The sequence below is a fragment of the Mesorhizobium sp. M7A.T.Ca.US.000.02.2.1 genome, from assembly GCF_003996995.1.
Classification (GTDB): domain Bacteria; phylum Pseudomonadota; class Alphaproteobacteria; order Rhizobiales; family Rhizobiaceae; genus Mesorhizobium.
Genome location: NZ_RZTT01000423.1, coordinates 1 through 5,012, shown reverse-complemented (window position 1 = coordinate 5,012; position 5,012 = coordinate 1). Strand labels below are relative to the sequence as shown.

Annotated in this window: 4 protein-coding genes; 3 read left to right on the top strand and 1 reads right to left on the bottom strand. The window is 62.1% G+C overall.

Annotation, left to right across the window (positions count from 1 at the left end):
• Positions 1–178: 178 nt before the first annotated feature.
• Positions 179–652, top strand: coding sequence for an Lrp/AsnC family transcriptional regulator (locus EOD15_RS28305; protein ID WP_127269076.1), 474 nt, complete (start codon positions 179–181; stop codon positions 650–652).
• Positions 653–797: 145 nt separating this feature from the next.
• Here EOD15_RS28305 and EOD15_RS28300 read toward each other — a convergent pair whose 3' ends face one another.
• Positions 798–1,451: a 5-formyltetrahydrofolate cyclo-ligase gene (locus EOD15_RS28300; protein ID WP_127409051.1), complete on the bottom strand. Its 654-nt coding sequence runs from the start codon at positions 1,449–1,451 to the stop codon at positions 798–800.
• A 163-nt stretch (positions 1,452–1,614) separates the two neighbouring features.
• Between EOD15_RS28300 and EOD15_RS28295 the strand changes: the two genes are divergently transcribed.
• Together EOD15_RS28295 and EOD15_RS28290 are read left to right on the top strand one after the other, a co-directional pair.
• Complete coding sequence (locus EOD15_RS28295; protein WP_127409050.1) at positions 1,615–2,880, top strand: NAD(P)/FAD-dependent oxidoreductase; 1,266 nt, start codon at positions 1,615–1,617, stop codon at positions 2,878–2,880.
• 146 nt (positions 2,881–3,026) lie between these two features.
• On the top strand, positions 3,027–5,003 hold the full coding sequence (locus EOD15_RS28290; RefSeq protein WP_127322553.1) for a bifunctional 2',3'-cyclic-nucleotide 2'-phosphodiesterase/3'-nucleotidase: 1,977 nt from the start codon (positions 3,027–3,029) through the stop codon (positions 5,001–5,003).
• Positions 5,004–5,012 lie beyond the last annotated feature (9 nt).

Sequence of the window (5,012 nt, the reverse complement as noted above, 5' to 3'; positions counted from 1 at the left end):
TCCTTGGGGCAGCCGACGCGCATTTTCTTCTCCTGATCCGGCCCTTTGGGCTCGTTCCCTGTATGGATGGAGTGAACCACGAATCGTTGCGCAGGTGTTTGCGAATGCGCTTGCGCCAACCGGCAGGTTTCGATAATCGTTGCGCGAAATAGCTGGATATTCGCAGGATTCACGAAAAATGCGGCTCGACAGGATTGATATCGCCATTCTCGAGGCTTTGCAGAAGGATGGCAGGATACCCAATGCGGCACTGGCCGAGAAGGTCGGCCTGTCGCAGTCGGCCTGTTCGCGCCGGCTCGACAATCTGGAGAAATCCGGAACCATCCGCGGCTATCATGCCCGGCTTTCCAATGCAGCACTCGGCCACCAGATGACGGCGATCGTGCACATATCGCTGTCGGGACAGTTCGAGAAGACGCTCTCGGATTTCGAGGCGGCGATCAAACGCTGCCCGAACGTGCTGTCCTGTCACCTGATGTCGGGCGAGTACGACTACATCCTGCGGATCGCGGCGAAGGATCTCGTCGACTATGAGCGCATCCACAAGGAATGGCTGTCGGCGATGCCGCATGTGACCAAGATCAATTCGTCCTTTGCGCTACGCGAAATCGTCGACAGGACCGCCATGGGCATGAAGCCGGAAATGGCCTAGGCTGCGTTGATATTCAGGTGATGCCGGCCTGCAAATGGTAGCTCCCCGCGCTTCCGGTGCTCGCGTACGAAAAGTACGCTCCGCTCCCGTTCTCGGAAGCGACCATTTTCGACTCGGCCTGACCTGAATCTCAGCACAGCCTGGACTAGCTGGCCTCCGTTACCACCCGATCCATCGGGATATCGTGCGGCTGCGGGTAGATGGTCGCGATGCGTTGCAGCTCGTAGCCGACGCCGATGACCAGCGGCTTGAACGGCATCGCTGCCAGCGTGCGGTCGAAGAAGCCGCCGCCATAACCCAGGCGGTAGTTCTGGGGATCGATGCCGACGATCGGCGAGATGACGATGTCCGGCAGCACCGGATCGCCCTCGGCCGGGATCGGGATGTTCCAGACACCTTTCTCCAGCCGGTCGCCCGCTTTGTAGGCGCGGAAGATCAGCGGGTGCCCCTTGTCGATGACGATGGGCAGGGCGGTGCGGCCGCCGCGTTCGTTTATGGACGCCATCCAAGGCCGCAAATCCGGCTCGCCGCGAAACGGCCAGTAGAGACTGACCATGCGCCCGGCGATCTCGCCGATGATCGCGTCGAGGCCATCGGCGATGCGTTGCGACATTACCGCTCGCGCGTCGGCCGAAACGGCGAGACGCGCAGCGATCAGCCGTTCGCGTTCGGCCTTGCGCCAGCGTCTCACATCGATCCAGTCGCTCGAAGGCGCACGGAATTCCGGATCGAGCTCGTGCATGAAACAGGGCGGCGAAGAAAACTGCGCCGGAGCATCGTCGTCACGATCGTTGGCCATGCCTCACCTCATCGCGTGTTCGATGACGCTATACCTCGCGATACGATACAACATGTGCATTCACGACATGCAACGACGAGTCTCGGGCACCGTCCATCTGTTGTTGCATTGCACAAAAATACCTACATCCAGGACAGGCAATCTTGCCATCGGGGTGAACGAAATGAATGAAGCCAGGCATCATGTCGTCGTTGTCGGCGCGGGTTTCGGCGGTCTTGAGTTCACCCGTGCACTTGCTGGCGCTCCGGTGCGCATCACCATGATCGACAAGCGCAACCATCACCTCTTCCAGCCGCTGCTCTACCAGGTGGCGACGACGGCGCTGGCCACCTCCGAGGTTGCCTGGCCGATCCGCCACCTCCTGCGCAAGCGCAAGGAGGTGACGACGTTGCTCGCCAATGTCACCGGTGTCGACCGCGCCGGCAAGCGCGTGCTGCTCGATGACGGCAGCGCGGTCGCCTACGACGCGCTGGTGCTCGCCACCGGTGCCCGCCACGCCTATTTCGGCCACGACGAATGGGAGCCGTTCGCACCGGGCCTGAAGACGCTGGAGGACGCCACCAGCATTCGGCGGCGAATTCTCCTGGCCTTCGAGCAGGCCGAGCGGGAGACCGATCCCGCCAAGCGCCAGGCGTTGCTGACCATTGCGATCGTCGGCGGCGGGCCGACCGGCGTCGAGCTTGCCGGCACCATCATCGAGCTGGCGCATGACACGCTGCGCGGCGAATTCCGCAACATCGACACGCGGCAGACGCGTGTGGTGCTGATCGAGGCCGGCGACCGCATCCTGGCCAATTTCGCACCGAAACTTTCCGACTATGCCAGCAAAGCGCTCGAGCGGCTCGGTGTGACTGTCGAGCTCGGCCGGGCCGTCACGAGCTGCGACGCCGAAGGTGTTGTATTTGGCGATAAGCAACTGGCAGCCCGAACGATCCTGTGGGCAGCCGGCGTTGCCGCTTCGCCGGCCGCTGAATGGCTGGGAGCGAAGGCGGACCGCGCGGGCAGGGTGCTGGTCGAGCCCGATCTGACTGTATCTGGCAGCCCGGAGATTTTCGTCATCGGCGACGCCGCCCTTGTGCTGCGGCCCGATGGCCGGCCGGTGCCCGGCGTCGCGCCTTCCGCCAAGCAGGAGGGCCGACATGTTGCGGCCACCATCGAGGGCAGGCTCGGCGGCGACACGACCGCGCGTCCTTTCCACTACAGGCATGCCGGCGATCTCGCCACGATCGGCAAGCGCGCCGCGGTGATCGATTTCGGCTGGCTCAAGCTGACTGGCTGGGCGGCCTGGTGGCTGTGGGGAGTGGCGCACATCTATTTCCTGATCGGCTTTCGCAACCGGCTTGCGGTTTCGCTGAGCTGGCTATGGATTTACGCGACAGGCCAGCGCAGCGCGCGGCTGATCACCCAAGGCGACGACGACAAGGGCTGATTTCCTCGCCCCGATCGTTCATCCGCACGTCATCCGTTGCTGATCGAGTGGCGGCTTCATGCGCGCGACTTGTTGAATGGACTTAAGCAGGTTTCAGAGCGAAGTTCGCTTCGGGGCAGGGCTTGTCAGTTGTCGAAGGAGAAAACATGTCGCAACTGCTCCATCCCATATCCCGCCGCGATCTCCTTGCGAGCGCCGCCGCAGGGGCACTGATCATGCTGCATCCGTTCTCCGCCCGCGCTCAAGCCAACCAGGCCCATCTCCGGATCATGGAGACCACCGACATCCATGTGAACGTGCTGCCTTACGATTACTACGCCGACAAAACGAACGACACGCTGGGCCTGTCGCGCACGGCGTCTCTCATCGATGCTGTGCGCAAGGAAGCCGTGAATTCGATGCTGATCGACAATGGCGACCTGCTGCAGGGCAATCCGATGGGCGACTACATCGCCTATGAGAAGGGGCTGAAGGACGGCGACCTGCATCCGATCATGAAAGGCATGAACCTGCTTGGCTACGAGTGCTCGACGCTGGGCAACCACGAGTTCAACTACGGCCTGTCGTTCCTGGATAAGGTGCTGGCCGGCGCCAATTTTCCCTTCGTCTGCGCCAATTTGATCCGCGGCACCGAGCTTGCCGCGAACCCGCGCGACGACAAGCTCTATCTCAAGCCCTATGTCATCCTCGACAAGAAGATCAAGGACGGTTCGGGCGCCGAGCAGCCGATCAGGGTCGGCATCATCGGCTTCGTGCCGCCGCAGATCATGGTCTGGGATCTCAAGAACCTCGAGGGCAACGTCAAGACGCGCGACATCGTCGAGGCGGCCAAGGCCTGGGTGCCGCAGATGAAGGAGGAGGGCGCCGACATCGTCCTTGCGCTCTCGCATTCCGGCATCGACGTGAAGCAGGGCGACATGATGGAGAACGCCTCGTTCTTCGTCGCCGGCGTCGACGGCATCGATGCGGTGTTCACCGGCCACCAGCATCTGGTGTTCCCCGGCAAGAAGGATTTCCAGTCGCTCGACGGTGTCGACACGCAAAAGGGCACGCTGCAGGGCAAACCCGCCGTCATGGGCGGTTTCTGGGGCTCGCATATGGGGCTGATCGACCTGATGCTGGAGCGTGACGGGTCGAAATGGAAGGTCGTTTCAGCCACCTCCGAAGCGCGGCCGATCTTCGAACGCCTCGACAACAAGAACAAGCCGACTGTCCCGGACGACAAGCGCATCATCGCGGCCCTCGAACAGGACCACCAGGCGACGCTGGCCTATGTGCGGCGTCCCGTCGGCAAGACCTCCGCGCCGCTTTATTCCTATTTCGCGCTGGTCGCCGACGATCCGTCGGTGCAGGTCGTCAGCCAGGCGCAGACCTGGTACCTCAGGGATATCCTCAAGAACACGCAATGGAAGGATGTGCCGCTGCTGTCGGCGGCCGCGCCGTTCAAGGCCGGCGGGCGCAACGGCGCCGACTACTATACCGACGTGCCGGCGGGCGACATCGCCATCAAGAACGTTGCCGACCTCTATCTCTATCCCAACACCGTGCGTGCGGTCGAAATCACCGGTGCGCAGGTTAAGGAATGGCTGGAAATGTCGGCCGGCATCTTCAACCGGATCGAGCCTGATAAGGCCGACCAGGCCCTCATCAACACTGATTTTCCGTCCTACAATTTCGACGTCATCGACGGCGTCACCTACAAGATCGATCTGTCGCAGCCGTCGAAATACGATGCCAAGGGCGGGCTGGCCAACGCTGGCGCCAATCGCATCGTCGACCTGAGTTTCGATGGAAAACCGATTGATCCTAAACAGAAATTCGTCATCGCGACCAACAATTACCGGGCTGGCGGCGGCGGCAATTTCCCCGACATCAATGCCTCGAAGATCATCTACGAGGCGCCGGACACCAATCGCGATGTCATCGTCCGCTATATCGTCAGCGAGGGCACGATCAACCCGTCGGCGGACGACAACTGGTCGTTCGCACCGCTGCCTGGAGCCAGCGCCGTCTTCGAAACTGGCCCCAAGGCCAAGGATTTCATTGCGCAGGTGAAATCGCTGAAGATCGAGCCGGCGGGCGAGGGCGAGGCAGGCTTCGCGAAATACCGCATCCTGCTTTGAAGGGTGGGC